This is a genomic window from Sphingorhabdus sp. (genome assembly GCF_041737645.1).
Taxonomy (GTDB): Bacteria; Pseudomonadota; Alphaproteobacteria; order Sphingomonadales; family Sphingomonadaceae; genus Sphingorhabdus_B.
In genome coordinates this window covers 13,959-28,720 of the sequence record NZ_JBGSRI010000050.1, presented here as the reverse complement: position 1 = coordinate 28,720, position 14,762 = coordinate 13,959, and the positions used below count along the sequence as shown (strand labels likewise).

Genomic DNA, 14,762 nt, shown 5'->3' with positions numbered 1-14,762 from the left:
GGTAAAACCACCATGCTCAACGCCCTGTCGAAAATGATCGACCCTGGCGAGCGCGTTTTGACGATCGAAGACGCGGCCGAATTGCGCTTGCAACAGCCCCACTGGCTTCCGCTCGAAACCCGCCCACCAAACCTCGAAGGCGAAGGTGCCATTACGATTGGTGACCTCGTGAAGAACGCCCTGCGTATGCGTCCTGACCGCATCATCCTCGGCGAAATTCGTGGCGCGGAGTGCTTCGACCTCCTCGCCGCGATGAACACGGGCCACGACGGTTCCATGTGTACTCTTCACGCCAACAACCCGCGTGAGTGTCTCGGCCGTATGGAAAACATGATCCTGATGGGTGACATCAAGATCCCGAAGGAAGCCATTTCGCGCCAGATCGCCGAATCCGTCGACATGATCGTTCAGGTCAAGCGCCTGCGCGACGGTTCACGCCGCACGACCCAGATTACCGAGGTAATCGGCATGGAAGGCGACGTCATTGTGACGCAGGACCTGTTCAAGTTCGAATATCGCGATGAAGACGCCGACGGGAAGATCCACGGTGAATGGGTCGCAGGTGGTGTCCGGCCCTATACCCTGGAAAAGGCGCGGCAATTCGGTTTCGACCAGCCCTTCTTGGAAGCTTGTCTGGGTTAAGCGCCTTTTATTGCGAGTGCCGCCGATATTACGGCGGAAAGCACCGCGAATACTGTGATCGCGGTCCATGGCATGAAGCCTACCGCTTCAATATTCTTTCGCCTGCTGCGTCCGCGGTCGGCCAAGCTGCTAATAAGGACAATCATACCGGACAGCACTGAAAGGCTGGTCCACAGATGATTGCCCAAAAAGGTTGATCCCAAGACTATCATGCGCGCCATGTGGTGCGCGATGGGCCGTTGGTCAAGATGCCATGCTGTTAGCAAATTTTGACGGGCATCGTAATTTCCCGCCGGTTATGTTGCGCGGGTATCTGGCTTCTCACTTCGGCGAGACGATTAAGTTCCAAATTGGCGTAACCAATGCTTTCCATCTCGTTCATATCCAGAAGGACTTCACCCCACGGATCGATAACCAGCGAATGCCCGAAAGTTTGCCTGCCATCTTCATGCGTACCGGATTGTGCCGCAGCAATCACAAAAGCCTGCGCTTCAATCGCCCGCGCTCTGAGAAGTGCATGCCAATGCGCCTGGCCCGTCGGAACAGTAAATGCAGCTGGCACCGCCAAGACGTCAACGCCAGACTTAGCGTAGGCGCTATACAAGTCAGGAAATCGAAGGTCGTAGCAAATGGACAGGCCCATCAGCCCCAAGGGGCATTGCACCGCGACGGGCCCGGCGCCAGGCAAATAAGTGGACGATTCGCGCCAGCTTTCACCTGTGGAAAGGTCGACATCAAAAAGATGCATCTTATCGTAACGCGCGCGAATTTGACCATTGGCATCTATAATAATTGACCGGTTTGCATATTTGCCATTTGACTGATCCAAAACCGGCATCGACCCGATATGTACCCACATCCGGCATTTCCCGGCAACATCAGCCAGATATTTCAAGCCTTCATTTCCGGATTCGGAAACTATGCTTTCCGCCGCCCGATTGCGGTCCTTATCCAGCATGAAAGACATTTCAGGTGCAAAATACATTTTCGCGCCTGTTTCGGAAGATTGGTAAATAGCGGCGGCCATATTTTCGACATTGCGTGACGGCGCGGTGCCGCTGCACATCTGGTGAACCGCTATTCTCATCGCATTTCCCTCGTCCCGAATATCTTCAATCGTTAGAATATGGTTAATATTATATGCCCGTCCGCACGTTTTTATACTGTATGATAAATGCAACAGTCCGATAAATTGAGGCTTTTCTGCGGTATTTGCCCATTCAATGCTTGAAATACCAAATGGTTTGTGCAAGTGACGCTACCGAGTGCAATGCACTTCGCAATAAAAAAGGAGCACAAAATGCGTTTCGGTAAGATTTCTCTCGCTGCAGTAGCAGCCGCTGCCCTCATCAGCGCGCCAGTAATGGCTGAATCACTTTCGCCTTCAGTAAAGGCGGTTGCTGCTTCCAAGGTTAAGCGCGCTGGCGCTTCGACCAAGGAAGAAAGCAAGCTCGGCGGTGGCAGTGGCGTTATCGTCGCTGTTTTGGCTGCTGTTGCTGTTATCGGCGGTATTGTTATCGCTGCTGGCAATGACGATGATGAGCCAACCAGCCCAGGCTAAGCCAAGGCAGTTTGTTACAGATAGAAAAGGCGGCCTAAGGGTCGCCTTTTTTTTACCCGCTTTTTAGAACCATCGCATAATAAGCACTTTCTCAAAGACCCGAGAATCCAACTGGAGTGAATTTCCATGACTGATAAACTAAACGTTCTCGTCACCGGCGGGGCGGGATATATTGGCAGTCATGCTGTTTTGGCTTTGATCGATGCGGGACATCGGCCAGTTGTGATTGATAATCTGGTAACCGGATTTCGCTGGGCCGTTGCCGAAGGAACACCTTTTTACGAAGGCGATATTTCGGACGAAGCATTAGTAGCAGATATCTTCGCAAAGGAAGACATCAACGCCGTCATGCATTTTGCCGGTTCAATCGTAGTGCCGGAATCGGTGGAAAATCCGTTAAAATATTACCACAATAATACTGCGAAGACCCGGTCCTTGATAGATTCGATCATCAAGGCTGGCATTCGGCACATGATATTTTCATCTACAGCGGCGACTTACGGCATTCCCAAGGAAAGCCCGGTGCGCGAAGATATGCCGACGTTACCAATCAACCCTTATGGTACGTCCAAATTGATGACTGAATTCATGTTGCGCGATGTCGCGGCTGTGCATGATTTCAATTATTGCGCCTTGCGTTACTTCAACGTCGCAGGTGCCGACCCCAAGGGACGCAGCGGGCAATCAACCATGGGGGCAACCCATCTAATCAAAATAGCGGTCGAAGCTGCGCTTGGTAAACGGGACAGCGTCGGGGTCTACGGCACCGACTACGCCACTGAAGACGGTACGGGTGTGCGTGATTATATTCATGTCGCCGATCTTGCTGCGGCACATGTCATCGCATTGGAAGCCCTCACCGCTGATCCTGCGACAAGCCACACGCTTAACTGCGGCTATGGCCACGGCTATTCAGTATTGCAGGTTCTGGATGCTGTCGACCGGGTCACCAACAATCTGCTTGTCCGCAAAATGGAAGGCCGCCGCGCCGGTGACCCGGATTCGTTGATTTCAGACAATCGCGGCATTATCGCCCGCTTTGGTTGGCAACCCAAATATGACGACCTGGATACTATAGTTCAGCACGCATTGGCATGGGAGCGCCAGTTGGAAGATAGACGGGCATAATCAGGCCCGGCGTCTTGCACTCATTCATCAGCGACACCATATCCGGCTGATGGATAATCACGCACATAATAATTCCAGTATCTGGTATGGCACGACCATATTGTCGGTCCGAAAAAATGGCAAAGTCATCATCGCTGGCGATGGTCAGGTGTCGATGGGGCAGACGGTCATGAAGCCGAATGCCCGTAAAGTCCGGCAGTTGCATGATGGCTCGGTTATTGGCGGCTTCGCCGGAGCGACAGCCGATGCCTTTACGCTGTTCGAACGTCTTGAACGTAAACTCGAACAGCATCGTGGCCAGTTAATGCGCGCGGCAGTCGACCTCGCCAAGGACTGGCGCACCGACAAATATCTCCGCAATCTGGAAGCGATGATGATTGTTGCCGACAAGGACGTGACACTGATCCTGACCGGTAATGGCGATGTTCTTGAACCCAATGACGGCATTGCCGCCATAGGTTCAGGTGGTAACTTTGCCCTATCGGCCGCACGCGCACTTGTCGATTATGAGGCGGAAGCCGAAAAACTGGCGCGACACGCGATGAAAATTGCTGCGGAAATTTGTGTTTATACCAACGATCAGTTGACTGTCGAAGTTCTCGATTCGGCTACCTAATACCTGTTTGGAATTCAAAAAATGATCCAGAATTTAACGCCGAAAGCCATAGTTGCTGCGCTTGATGAACATATCATCGGGCAAGTCGATGCCAAGAAAGCCGTTGCGGTCGCGCTACGTAACCGTTGGCGGCGGCAGAGGCTTGGGGCGGACTTGCGCGATGAGGTGACTCCAAAAAACATCCTGATGATCGGCCCCACGGGTTGCGGCAAAACCGAAATCAGCAGGCGCCTCGCAAAATTGGCTGATGCACCTTTTATCAAAGTCGAAGCGACCAAATTTACCGAAGTCGGTTATGTCGGACGTGATGTCGAGCAAATTGCCCGCGACTTGGCCGAGGAAGCCGTGCGCCTGGAAAAGGAGCGGCGACGTGGGTCTGTGCGCGAAGCCGCCGAGGCGGCCGCAATGGAGCGGATGTTGAAACCACTGGCCGGTGAAACAGCAAGCGAAGCAACCCGCGAAGCATTTCGACAGCGGATACGCGATCGGCATATGGACGATGTGGAAATCGAAATCGAAGTATCAGACAGCCCGACTGTGCCAATGGAAATTCCCGGCATGGGCGGCAATGTTGGCATGATAAATCTTGGCGAGATGATGGGCAAAGCATTTGGCCAGAACAATCTGAAGCGTCGCAAGATGAAGGTTCCCGACGCATGGGCAAAGCTTGTCGAAGAAGAATCGGAAAAGCGGCTTGACCAGGACGATGTCAACCGTGTTGCACTGGCCGATGCCGAAGCGAATGGCATCGTTTTCCTGGATGAAATTTACAAGATTGCGGTATCTGACGCGCGCGGCGGATCGGTCAGCCGCGAAGGTGTGCAGCGCGATCTGTTGCCTTTGATCGAGGGCACGACGGTGGCGACCAAATATGGTCCGATGAAAACCGACCATGTTCTCTTCATCGCCTCGGGTGCTTTCCATATTTCGAAACCGAGCGATATGCTTCCCGAATTGCAGGGGCGCCTGCCCATCCGGGTCGAACTGCGCGCGTTGGAACATGCAGATTTTGTTCGTATCCTGTCCGAAACCCGGGCTAATCTGCCACAGCAATACATAGCCCTATTGGCCACCGAAGAAGTCCATCTGGATTTCACCGACGATGCTATTGATGCAATTGCACGTATTGCGGTCGACGTGAACGCAACGGTCGAAAATATAGGTGCGCGCCGGTTGCAAACGGTCATGGAAAAGCTTTTGGAAGAGATCAGTTTTGAAGCGGAAGATCGCAAAGGGGAAACTTTGACGATTGATGCCGATTATGTCAGCAAGCAGCTTTCCGGCATCGCCAAGGATACCGATCTTTCCAAATATGTTCTTTAAGTGTTCTCATTTCTTTGCTAAATTCCAGGCGAGTTGAAGGAGAATGAAATGACCTACGAAGGCGGATGCCATTGCGGCGTGTCACGATATAAGGCGAGCGGTACGCCGCAGCATGTGTCGGTATGCCATTGCGGTGACTGCCGACGATGTTCAGGTGCGCCTTTTGTCAGTTGGGCAGCGTTCTCGTCTGCCGATTTTGAATCCAGTGGCGATATAAAGGCCTACACATCATCGAACGACGCCGTTCGCTATTTCTGCACCCGTTGTGGGACCGGCCTCTTTTATGTGAATGAAGAAGCGTTGCCCGGTCTGGTCGACATCCAGACCTGCACATTGGACAATCCCGAAGTGCTTTCACCCCAATTGCACGTTCAAACGGCTGAGCAATTAGGGTGGACTTTAGGGCAGGAAGATCTTCCGAAATTCGACCGTTTTCCGGAATAGCCTCTTGGCTTTACGGTCAGCAAAGCCAAGCCGTGAGAGCTATCGCGAACCCGCCTGAGTGGCCCCGCTAGCTTTCGGTGCCACCACCAGCGTCCATGCCTTGTCTTTAACGAAATAGCGTTTGGCAAGAGCCTGCAACTGGGTCGGCGTCACATTGGCATAGTCGCTATACAGTCGTCCCAGCGCGGTAAAGCGCGCCGGGTCACGTGTCGCCCCCTTCAGATTGTTCAACCAGAATGTATTCCCGGAAGCTGCGCGTTCGACATATTGCTTCATCGGTTCGACCGCACGGTTCAATTCATCGGTACTGACCGGGTTGACCGAAAGGTCTGCCGCAACCTCGTCAGCGAAGTTAAAAAAACGATCGACATCGGCGGGTTTCACCTGCGTATAAGCCATCAGATAACCGCCGCTGGAAAAATCCTTGGGCCATTGCGATGACATGTCCGGGCTATAGCTTGCAGCCTGTTCTGCCCGGAATTTTTCAAACAGCCGGTCACGGAATACAGCCGCCAGAATTTCAAGCTGACGCCCCTCGGTAATTCCCGCGATACCGCCACCGGTTGGCCACGCCATGACTGCCGCTGCCTGGTCAGGCGATCCCTTATGGGTCAAACGCATGGGCATTCCGGACGACATGGGAAAGCTAATCGACTGCGCGGTCGCAGCGGGCATGACCGCAGTGCGTGCTTTCATCGCACCAAAGCTTGCCTCGAGCGCGGCTACGGCTGCATCCTTGTCAAAATCACCGAACAACAGCACTTCGACCGGCCCTTGTGAAATCAACGGCGACCAATAGGCCTTGAAAGATGCAGCATCGATTTTGGCGACATCGGAAGGCGAAGCGGCTTTCCAGCGCAGATCCTTGCTGCGCAGAAGATATTCAAGATCACGCTGCAATACCGACGTTGCCGACATTTCAAAACTGTCGTAGCCCGAAGTGGCGAGCGCCTTTGCCCGTTCGACAGGTGCTGGATCCCAACCGGGATGTTCGAGCTTTGTCGCGATCAAAGTCAATTGATCCGCCAAATCATCAGGGCGGGTATTGGCTGCAAATTCAAAGGCATCGTCGTCAATCGCAAAATTAAGCTCGATCCGGCGTCCATTGACCATCTGGTCAATCTCGGTACGTTTCAGCTTTCCGATGCCATTTTCTGGTAAGACATAAGGTCCGGCCCATAATAGCCCGCCTTTTTCCGGTGCGACCGATTGATAGCCTTTACCAAATCTGACCATGACCCGGATTTGTCCACTTTCGGCCTTGTTCGGGTAAAGCAGTGCCCGGACACCGTTTGAAAGTTCCAGCGCTGTCATAGACTCCCGCGAAACCAGTTCCTCGGTCACCAATTTTCCAGGGGGGCCCAATTTCGGCAAGGCATCAAAGCCCAAGGCGGAATTCGTCAGCCGGGCGGCATTGTTCGCGACAACGACGTCATTCAATGCAGCAAGCGCGCGCTGGTCAGCATCTGCAACAGGCGTAGGTGATGACAACATCAGCCGGGTTGCATCGGACTTGAACAAGGCTTGCGTGGATGCGAGCAATCGTGCTGGTGAAAATTTGTCCTTCATGCCTTCAAAGACCTGAACAATCGTCTTCGGCGCTGCCACAGTTTCGCGGATATCTACCGCGTTCACAATGTCGTCCGCTTGCTTTGCCGCAGCTTCAAACGGATAACTGTCAAGCATCGTGCGTAGTGCGTTTCCAAACAGCGTTAGTTCGCGGTCAATATCTGCCATCGAGGGTGGGGTCTTGATGGCATCGGCAATAACTGACCGGACGTCTTTGGTCGCCGCTTCCCATTTGTCGCCTACCGGCGTAACCGAGACCAGCGTAGCGTCGGCAGTGCGCGAAATATCTTCTTGAGCCACCTCGGCAAACAGAAAATTTCCGCCGCCCCGTGCCTGAACTTCCAGCCGACGGTTGATGATTTGCAAAGCCAAGGCATCGATAAGCAATTGCTCGTTATACGCAATCGTATCATCGACTTTACGCCACGGGCGCAAATAAGCGACGCTCACCGTGGACGGCAGTGTCGCCTCTACAAGCACCCGGGTTGGCGTACCCTGAGGGGTAGGGTCACCAAATTCCGGCTCCGGCGCACGGGGTCCAGTACCTTTCCAATCGTGGAAATATTTCTGCACGAGATTGGCAAGCTGAGCCGGTTCCATGTCTCCGGCCATAACGATAACGGCATTTTCCGGTCGATACCAACGGTCATGAAAAGCATTCAAAGCCTCGGCGCTAGCCGCGTGCAACGTTTCGGGCGTGCCGATAGTTGAACGGTTGGCCAGCCGCTGTCCTTGAAACGCATGTTGGCGCAGGGCGTCGCTATAGATCAACTGAGCGCCGCTGTTTTCACGTAGTTCGGCAAGGACAATAGCGCGCTCGGCGTTGAGGGCGGTCTCCGAAATACGCGGATTACGGATCATCCCGGAGATGATCTTGACCGATTCATCGAGTGTCGCGGGTGTCGCGGCGGGCAAATCAAGTTTGTAAACGGTTTGCGTCGGTGTCGTCTGTGCGTTGCTGTCACTGCCAAATGTAACCCCAAAACGCTGCCAGATGCGCTTGGCTTCGCCATCGGGCACGAACGTGGAACCCCGAAACGACAGATGCTCGATCAAATGTGCGAAGCCCTGCTCCTCGTTGTTTTCGTGCAATGCACCAGCATCAATTCGGACACGAATGGATATCTGCCTTGAAGGTACGTCGTTTTTTTTGACCGCATAGCGCAACCCGTTAGGAAGAACGCCAAATGTCCAGCTCTCGTCAACAGGTACATCGCTGCCTTCATACAGCCATGGGACTTGGGCAGGCTTTGCAATGACCTGACTGACAGGAACTGTGTTCTGGGCATGAGCATTGGAAGAAAGCAGCAGGGCCGCAAAAACGAGAGCTTTGGACAGTTTACGCATTATGGCCTCAATATCCTGAGTAACTGTTGACGCCAGATGAACGCGCCGACGAAACAGCGCTTAAATTCCACCATCGACGCAGTCATAGCCCAACCCGCGCAACCCCAATATCAAAGCCTCGACACATTCGTTCAACATATGGGCGTCGGTCGTGCGAACCACGAAGTTGGCGCCGACCTTGCCTTCACGGAAAAAAGGATAGCTGCCGATCTGGCATCCTTCATGATGCTTTTCGGTATCGCCGAGCAATTTGGCCACTTCGCTTTCCGCAACCCAGCACCCGATTTGGTGCGACAATAAAGGCGCGCCACCTTCTAATGTACCGGTCAGGGCATCAAGCATACCCGCCGTTATGTGCGGAACGCCCGCCATGATAAAGATATTCCCGTGCCGGATGCCGGGCGCGCCCGACATTTTATTGGGGATGAGTTCCGCGCCATCGGGAACACGCGCCATCCGCAGCCGCCCTGGATTGATTCCACCTCTCGTCTCGTAATATTCATGCAGCACCGCGCTCGCTTCGGGGTGGATAACAACTTCGACGCCCAGCGCCGTAGCAATTGCATCGACGGTTATATCATCATGCGTGGGGCCAATGCCGCCGGTCGTAAACAAATAATCATTGCGCGCCCGCAACAGATTCACCGCTTCGACAATCGCGCCCATATCGTCTGCCACCACCCGTACTTCCTTCAGGCGAATCCCCTGAATGTTGAGCCAAAGCGCAATTTGGGCGACATTTTTGTCCTGTGTGCGGCCGGATAGGATTTCGTCGCCGATGATTACGAGCGCGGCGGTATAGATGCGGGATTCTGTCATGCGACTGCGATAGCATAAATACCCCTCTCGCAAAGTGCGGAAAAACGCTCTATGTCATTTGCATGGATCAATATGTCGAAGTCACACCAGCCGAAGCGGGCCTCTCGCGCGACGGGGTCATCAAATTGCATGGGGCCGAAGGCTTCGAAGGCATGCGAAAGGCCGGTCGCTTAGCTGCCGAAATACTCGATGCGTTGGTGCCGCATGTCGTGCCGGGCGTCAGCACAGAAGAACTCGACGATATCGTGCGCGAAATGACGATGCGCGGCGGCGGGGTTCCGGCGACCTTGGGCTATCGCGGCTATACACATAGCTGCTGCATTTCGATCAACCATGTCATCTGCCATGGTATCCCGTCGGAAAAGAAACTGAAGGACGGCGACATCGTCAATATCGATGTGACGCCGCAACTGGACGGTTGGCACGGCGACACCAGCCGAATGTTTCTGGTCGGCGATGTCCCGGTCAAAGCAAAGCGCTTGGTTGAAGTGACCTATGAATGCCTGATGCTTGGTATCGAGCAAGCAAAGCCCGGAAACCATGTGGGTGACATCGGACATGCGATACAGACCCATGCAGAAAAGCATCGCTATGGCGTGGTCCGCGACTTTTGCGGCCATGGCCTCGGCCAGTTGTTTCACGACGCACCCGAAATTGTGCACGTCGGACGCCCTGGAACCGGCCCGGAACTGCGCCCCGGCATGATTTTCACCATCGAGCCGATGATCAACATCGGCAAGGCAGCGGGCAAGGTATTGGAGGACGGCTGGACGGCGGTAACCCGCGACCGGAGTTTAAGCGCGCAGTTCGAGCATAGCATCGGCATTACCGAAGACGGCTGTGAGATATTTACGAGCAGTCCGAAGGGGTTTGATAAGCCCCCTTATTGAGGCACGCATTACTTCGTCGGCAATCGCCCGTCGGGATCATATACGGTCACCTTGCACGGCGGCTTGTCGCTCCAGTTCCACAGCACCAGATTTATGGCACCGTCGTGGATGCCCGGAACATAACTGGGCACCAGTGCCCCATTGAAACCTTCGGTCACCAGTATCCTGGCGACCCTCTGTGAGGGCGCGACTTTGCCGCTGCGCTGGAAAACAAGCCATGCACAGGCCATATCTTTTTCGTCGATCGCGAGTGCTTGGCGTGTTTCCGTATCGGCCAGGTCTGCGACTTTTTCACATGCAATGTCATATTCGCATAAGGTCAAAGGCAGCATCCTTTGGGCAAAGCCCTGTGTGCATTCGGCCAGCGCAGTGATCGGTTCGAGCGAAAGATACAACGCCGCTTGCCCCTTTATATTGAACCGGCCACCGGAAATGGCCGCGCCTGTGCCAGAGGTGGGGTCAAAGGACCATCGTGGATCATGCGCGCGATATGCGCGGCCCGTAAAATTCAAGCAAAACCGCCCAAGGCCATATGGTCGAGATAATCGCGCACAGCCGCCGCGTCGCCCGATTTCACCAAAGATTCGGCGGTGCGACCGTCCAAAGCGGGAATGGGCTGCGACCGATACCATGCCATTGCCTGTGCATCGCTGCCTGCCCAATCTTTGATACGTGCGATGATTTCCAGCATTTCGGTCATCCTGCCTTGCGCCTTTGGCGCTTTCATGCGGTTGGTTTTGATGACGGTTGCCAATGGCAGTCCGACAGTTTCGGCCAGTTGCGCCTTGGACATACGAAACAAGTCAGCCAGATATGCGATATCGACGTCACCTGATTTGGTAAAGCAAGCTCCAAGAAATCCGGTATCGGTAAAGGGAGCAAAAGTCGGAATAGCCCGAAACGTCGCAGGCATTTCGCGTAATGTCGTGGAAGATGACGTTTCCATAATATGTCCGTTATTTTGACCCTATATGATCCATATAATGGGACAATATCATTTTGTCAATTCCCTTGCGATTCATTCCGTCCATCGGTTATCACAAACGCAGCCCTGCTGTTTCGTCCAGCCCGGCCATGATATTCAAATTCTGGACAGCGGCCCCGCTCGCGCCCTTGCCCAGATTATCCAGCAACGCCAGCAAGCGCACTTGCGTGTTGTCGGGCGACCCCAAAACGTAAAGGTCGAGACGATCCGACGGCTCCTGCGTGTTGAGTATCAGCAGCTCCGACGGCGCAAGTTGGTCATGGACCGTGACCACAGGAGAACCGGCATAATGCGCCGCCAAGGCCGCACGCATCTCGTCGGGACTATCGGTTCCCGGCATGACCGAAATCGGCAACGGCACCTCGACCATCATCCCGCGAAAGGCCCGCACCACCGCCGGAGAAAAAATCGGCGCGAGGCCGAGACCGGCGTGGGTCTGCATTTCGGGCACATGCTTGTGGCTGAGGTCGAGGCCGTAGGTGCGAAAGCCGATATCCGCGCCTGCATCGCTTTCGAACCGCTCGATTAACGCCTTGCCGCCGCCGGAATAGCCAGACACAGCGTTTACCGTGTAGGGCCAATCTTCGGATATCAGATCCACCGCGACCAATGGCGCGACCAATCCCAGAAAACCCGTAGGATAGCAGCCCGGGTTGCTTACCAGCCGTGCCGCAGCGATGCGATCACGCTGTCCATCACGATATTCGGGGAAACCATAAGCCCAATTGTGGTCCACGCGATGTGCGGTCGAGGCGTCAATTATACGCGTATTGGCCGAGCTCGTCATCGCAACAGCCTCTTTTGCTGCGTCGTCGGGTAAACATAGAATGACGAAATCTGCATCGTTCAAAGCCTGACGACGGGCTTCAAAATCCTTACGCTTGTCATCATCAAGAACAATTAACGCAAATTCGCTGCGCCCCGCGAGACGGTCGGCAATTTCAAGTCCGGTTGTTCCAGCCGCACCGTCGATGAAAACCGATTTTGTCACAGTGAAATACGCTTCCGTGCAATAATAGCCTGTTCGTGCGTCGCAAACCTTGCAGTGGCATGGGACAAAGGCTCCACATTGACCGCCATCGCTGTGCCATTGGCGTGAATGATATGCGCGGCATCTACCATAATTCCGACATGACCCGGAAAAAATACCAGATCGCCCCGAATAAGCGGGGCACCTTCAGGCAAATCGTCACCAAATTCAGCTTGCTGCATATCTGTATCACGCGATGCCAATACGCCTTTTAATCCGAAGACCAGTTGGACCAGACCGGAGCAATCAATCGCATCGCCGCTTCGTCCGCCCCAACTATAGGGGGTGCCGATCAAGCGCTCCGCCAAATCGGTGGGAGAAGCGGCGACATGACCCAGTTCGGAAACATGCGTCTTAGGCACATAGCCACCTTCGCACGCTAAAAACGCACCGCATTCACTAGGCAAACCGCAGGCTAGCTGAGCCCCCATCGGATACCGCGCGACCACTGGCGCTTTAGCCGAAGGGGACGCGACCAGCAAAGTAGCAGATGCACTCACGATATGTGTCGCATCAAAATCGTCGCCAAGTTCTGCAAAGCGCAAATAACCAAGATAATTGTCATGCAGGCAATAACCCCACGCCCATTCACCCGCAACGTCGAGCACAGCAAATTCTTCGCCATGCATCAAAGCGCTAACGGGCATGGCGGTTGCATGCGGTTCAGCATGAATTTCCGTCACCGGTGCGAGCCCGGTGCGTAACATCGGAACGGCATAATGTGGGGCGAATAATTTGCCGGCCAGACTGATATCGGCAAGGTCACCACGGATAGGCGTTGTGCGCCGGTCGCCAGTCAGGCTGTGCCCGGTTAAAGTGTAAAGCGGCCGGTCGCCTGTTGTTTTAGTGCCCAACTCTCTCTTCCCCACTTGCGTCAATCTGGCCAAGGGCGGGTATGTCGCGCCTTAAAGTTCAAGCCGATCAATGATATGTGTTCCAACCTTCGTCGGCTCGACTATTATTGTCGTCAATACCCTTAGCGGACCGGATAAGTGTCCGTCAAATAGCGAAACACCGCCCTTAGCCCAAGCGCTTCGCCGCCTTTAGGTCGTCCAGGCTTGCTCGTTGGTCGCCATGCATAGGTATCAAGATGCACCCACGGTATTTCATCGGGTACAAATTTCTGCACGAATAAAGCAGCGGTGACGGCGCCGGCAAAACTGCCCCCGCTATTCGCTGTATCAGCGATATCGCTGTCCAGCATTTCTGCATAGGGCGCCCATAAGGGCATCCGCCAAACGGGATCGCTTACCGCATTTGCTGCCGACAACAAACCGGACGCCACATCATCATGATTGCTGAACATCGCTGGCAAATCCGGACCTAATGCCGTCCGCGCTGCGCCGGTTAGAGTTGCAAAGTCAATAATCAATGTCGCTTTGTCTTCAACTGCTTTAGTTAGCGCATCTGCAAGAACAAGCCTGCCCTCCGCATCTGTGTTGTCGATCTCGACCGTAGTGCCTTTCCGGCTTTTTATGACATCACCAGGGCGCATGGCATTTCCTGCGATACTGTTTTCGGCTGCGGCAACCAGCATGTGCAAACGAACAGGCAGATGCGCCGCCATGATCAGTTCAGCCAACGCCAAAGCATGAGCGGCGCCGCCCATATCCTTTTTCATGATCCGCATGCCGCTCACCGGTTTTATGTCCAGACCTCCGCTATCAAAGGTTATACCTTTTCCCACAATCGCGACGCGCGGATGACGATCATCGCCCCAATGCAACTCAATCAGGCGTGGCGCATGTTCCCTCATCGCTGCCTTTCCAACCGCATGGATCAGCGGATAGCCAGTCTCCAGCGCTTCGCCGCTTACTACTGCGACTTCTGCCTTGTACGCCTTGCCTATCCGCCTCGCCTCCACTTCTAAAGCGTTGGGTCCCATATCCGCGGCAGGTCGATTGACGAGATCACGCACCAATACTGTAGCGGCCGCTTGCAGCATGGCGTTAGCGATGCGCCCGGGTTCCTTCACCAGAAGAACACGGTGACCAGTCATTTTCGGTTCACTCAGATACTCCTGATAGCAATAATGGCCCAGCATCCATCCGATCATCGCTTCACCGGCGTCGGCATCTATCAGCCGATATTGACCCTCGGGCAAGCTTTCGGCAACTTTGGCTAGTGACCATAGTCCGAGATTAGCAGTATCGACCACCCCCGCGACTACAGACCATTGCCCAGCTTTCCCACCTGGCAGAATTGCGATATCCCCCGGCGCACCAGTGAATTTCTGAGCCTTTGTAACGGTTTGGGACGAATCAGGTTGCGCCGCAAGCCATGTGTCGAAGCCGTTCTTGTCGATAACTTGAACGGTAATGGCAGGCTGGCCGGTGTCAGGCAGGATCAATTCGTCATAACGCATGAATACCCCGATAGCGGCAATGGGGTGCAAACGGGAGATATTT

Annotated in this window: 16 protein-coding genes; 7 read left to right on the top strand and 9 right to left on the bottom strand. The window is 54.3% G+C overall.

The window, feature by feature from the left end:
- Nucleotides 1–642, top strand: a 642-nt coding sequence (locus ACEW72_RS09095) for a CpaF family protein (protein WP_373476066.1), incomplete at its 5' end; no start/stop codon positions are given.
- On the opposite strand, the gene ACEW72_RS09090 is transcribed toward ACEW72_RS09095, so the two are convergent.
- Together ACEW72_RS09090 and ACEW72_RS09085 are read right to left on the bottom strand one after the other, a co-directional pair.
- Nucleotides 639–863 carry a hypothetical protein gene (locus ACEW72_RS09090; protein WP_373476065.1) on the bottom strand — a complete coding sequence of 75 codons (225 nt, stop codon included), beginning with the start codon at nt 861–863 and terminating at the stop codon, nt 639–641. The two genes, ACEW72_RS09095 and ACEW72_RS09090, sit on opposite strands and share 4 nt — an antisense overlap.
- A gap of 38 nt (nt 864–901) precedes the next feature.
- Entirely contained in the window at nt 902–1,729 is an 828-nt protein-coding gene (locus ACEW72_RS09085) for a carbon-nitrogen hydrolase family protein (RefSeq protein ID WP_373476064.1), read from the bottom strand.
- Nucleotides 1,730–1,942: 213 nt separating this feature from the next.
- Between ACEW72_RS09085 and ACEW72_RS09080 the strand changes: the two genes are divergently transcribed.
- From ACEW72_RS09080 to ACEW72_RS09060, 5 genes are all read left to right on the top strand, one after another.
- The gene (locus tag ACEW72_RS09080; RefSeq protein WP_373476063.1) at nt 1,943–2,203 is read left to right on the top strand and encodes a hypothetical protein; all 261 of its coding nucleotides are present in this window, start codon (nt 1,943–1,945) and stop codon (nt 2,201–2,203) included.
- 126 nt (nt 2,204–2,329) lie between these two features.
- Nucleotides 2,330–3,331 (top strand): UDP-glucose 4-epimerase GalE, encoded by a 1,002-nt coding sequence (gene galE, locus ACEW72_RS09075; protein ID WP_373476062.1) that lies wholly within the window; start codon nt 2,330–2,332, stop codon nt 3,329–3,331.
- Between the two features lie 49 nt (nt 3,332–3,380).
- Nucleotides 3,381–3,947 carry an ATP-dependent protease subunit HslV gene (hslV, locus tag ACEW72_RS09070; RefSeq protein WP_373476061.1) on the top strand — a complete coding sequence of 189 codons (567 nt, stop codon included), beginning with the start codon at nt 3,381–3,383 and terminating at the stop codon, nt 3,945–3,947.
- 21 nt (nt 3,948–3,968) lie between these two features.
- Nucleotides 3,969–5,270, top strand: coding sequence for an ATP-dependent protease ATPase subunit HslU (gene hslU, locus ACEW72_RS09065; protein WP_373476060.1), 1,302 nt, complete (start codon nt 3,969–3,971; stop codon nt 5,268–5,270).
- 48 nt (nt 5,271–5,318) lie between these two features.
- Complete coding sequence (locus tag ACEW72_RS09060; protein ID WP_373476059.1) at nt 5,319–5,714, top strand: GFA family protein; 396 nt, start codon at nt 5,319–5,321, stop codon at nt 5,712–5,714.
- 39 nt (nt 5,715–5,753) lie between these two features.
- On the opposite strand, the gene ACEW72_RS09055 is transcribed toward ACEW72_RS09060, so the two are convergent.
- Nucleotides 5,754–8,630, bottom strand: coding sequence for a M16 family metallopeptidase (locus ACEW72_RS09055; RefSeq protein ID WP_373476058.1), 2,877 nt, complete (start codon nt 8,628–8,630; stop codon nt 5,754–5,756).
- 60 nt (nt 8,631–8,690) lie between these two features.
- On the bottom strand, nt 8,691–9,449 hold the full coding sequence (locus ACEW72_RS09050) for a competence/damage-inducible protein A (RefSeq protein ID WP_373476057.1): 759 nt from the start codon (nt 9,447–9,449) through the stop codon (nt 8,691–8,693).
- Nucleotides 9,450–9,511: 62 nt separating this feature from the next.
- Here ACEW72_RS09050 and map point away from each other — a divergent pair, with 62 nt between their 5' ends.
- Entirely contained in the window at nt 9,512–10,339 is an 828-nt protein-coding gene (gene map, locus ACEW72_RS09045; protein WP_373476056.1) for a type I methionyl aminopeptidase, read from the top strand.
- Between the two features lie 8 nt (nt 10,340–10,347).
- Here map and ACEW72_RS09040 read toward each other — a convergent pair whose 3' ends face one another.
- The 5 genes from ACEW72_RS09040 to ACEW72_RS09020 all read right to left on the bottom strand — a co-directional run bounded on the left by ACEW72_RS09040 (nt 10,348) and on the right by ACEW72_RS09020 (nt 14,719).
- The gene (locus ACEW72_RS09040; protein WP_373476055.1) at nt 10,348–10,851 is read right to left on the bottom strand and encodes an RES family NAD+ phosphorylase; all 504 of its coding nucleotides are present in this window, start codon (nt 10,849–10,851) and stop codon (nt 10,348–10,350) included.
- Nucleotides 10,848–11,285: an antitoxin Xre/MbcA/ParS toxin-binding domain-containing protein gene (locus ACEW72_RS09035; RefSeq protein ID WP_373476054.1), complete on the bottom strand. Its 438-nt coding sequence runs from the start codon at nt 11,283–11,285 to the stop codon at nt 10,848–10,850. Before ACEW72_RS09035 ends, ACEW72_RS09040 begins: the two co-directional genes overlap by 4 nt.
- 91 nt (nt 11,286–11,376) lie before the next feature.
- Nucleotides 11,377–12,315 carry an N-acetyl-gamma-glutamyl-phosphate reductase gene (argC, locus tag ACEW72_RS09030; protein ID WP_373476053.1) on the bottom strand — a complete coding sequence of 313 codons (939 nt, stop codon included), beginning with the start codon at nt 12,313–12,315 and terminating at the stop codon, nt 11,377–11,379.
- A complete protein-coding gene (locus ACEW72_RS09025) occupies nt 12,312–13,208 on the bottom strand; it encodes an NlpC/P60 family protein (protein WP_373476052.1) in 897 nt (298 codons plus the stop codon). The genes argC and ACEW72_RS09025 overlap by 4 nt, the downstream gene beginning before the upstream one ends.
- 122 nt (nt 13,209–13,330) lie before the next feature.
- Nucleotides 13,331–14,719 (bottom strand): M17 family metallopeptidase, encoded by a 1,389-nt coding sequence (locus ACEW72_RS09020; RefSeq protein ID WP_373476051.1) that lies wholly within the window; start codon nt 14,717–14,719, stop codon nt 13,331–13,333.
- Nucleotides 14,720–14,762 lie beyond the last annotated feature (43 nt).

Excerpts from the sequence above, each read along its gene's own strand:
- hslU (WP_373476060.1), top strand. The coding sequence starts at position 3,969 with ATGATCCAGAATTTAACGCCGAAAGCCATAGTTGCTGCGCTTGATGAA.
- ACEW72_RS09080 (WP_373476063.1), top strand. The coding sequence starts at position 1,943 with ATGCGTTTCGGTAAGATTTCTCTCGCTGCAGTAGCAGCCGCTGCCCTC.
- map (WP_373476056.1), top strand. The coding sequence starts at position 9,512 with ATGGATCAATATGTCGAAGTCACACCAGCCGAAGCGGGCCTCTCGCGC.
- ACEW72_RS09035 (WP_373476054.1), bottom strand. The coding sequence starts at position 11,285 with ATGGAAACGTCATCTTCCACGACATTACGCGAAATGCCTGCGACGTTT.
- ACEW72_RS09090 (WP_373476065.1), bottom strand. The coding sequence starts at position 863 with ATGGCGCGCATGATAGTCTTGGGATCAACCTTTTTGGGCAATCATCTG.
- ACEW72_RS09055 (WP_373476058.1), bottom strand. The coding sequence starts at position 8,630 with ATGCGTAAACTGTCCAAAGCTCTCGTTTTTGCGGCCCTGCTGCTTTCT.
- galE (WP_373476062.1), top strand. The coding sequence starts at position 2,330 with ATGACTGATAAACTAAACGTTCTCGTCACCGGCGGGGCGGGATATATT.
- ACEW72_RS09020 (WP_373476051.1), bottom strand. The coding sequence starts at position 14,719 with ATGCGTTATGACGAATTGATCCTGCCTGACACCGGCCAGCCTGCCATT.
- ACEW72_RS09050 (WP_373476057.1), bottom strand. The coding sequence starts at position 9,449 with ATGACAGAATCCCGCATCTATACCGCCGCGCTCGTAATCATCGGCGAC.
- hslV (WP_373476061.1), top strand. The coding sequence starts at position 3,381 with ATGGATAATCACGCACATAATAATTCCAGTATCTGGTATGGCACGACC.
- ACEW72_RS09060 (WP_373476059.1), top strand. The coding sequence starts at position 5,319 with ATGACCTACGAAGGCGGATGCCATTGCGGCGTGTCACGATATAAGGCG.
- ACEW72_RS09085 (WP_373476064.1), bottom strand. The coding sequence starts at position 1,729 with ATGAGAATAGCGGTTCACCAGATGTGCAGCGGCACCGCGCCGTCACGC.